We start from the raw sequence: 342 nt of genomic DNA on the forward strand, positions 1-342 counted from the left end.
TTTTGTGTGGAATCAAATGTTAGCCATGCAAAATGCGCGCTATAAAAATAATCATCAGGCTAAGTATCAAAACAATTATGCGATGGATTTAATGCTAAAACCGTTAAAAAAAGAATACCCGTGGTTAAAGGACGTTGACGCAACTGCCCTCCAAGCAACGAATGATCATCTGCACGATGCTTTTCAGCGTTTCTTTAATAAGGAGCTTGATAACGGCTATCCACAGTTTAAAAGTAAGAAAAACTATGCCCAAAGTTATACAACTAAAGCAGTTAATCAGAATATCAAAATCATTGACAATCACCACCTAAAACTGCCCAAGCTCGGTCAAGTCTATTTTCG

Annotated in this window: 1 pseudogene; it reads left to right on the forward strand. The window is 37.1% G+C overall.

The features are described from left to right. A pseudogene (locus LPAF129_RS10775) lies at positions 1-342 on the forward strand (RNA-guided endonuclease TnpB family protein); the annotation flags it as partial.

The sequence above is a fragment of the Ligilactobacillus pabuli genome (genome assembly GCF_022836475.1).
GTDB classification, from domain to species: Bacteria; Bacillota; Bacilli; order Lactobacillales; family Lactobacillaceae; genus Ligilactobacillus; species Ligilactobacillus pabuli.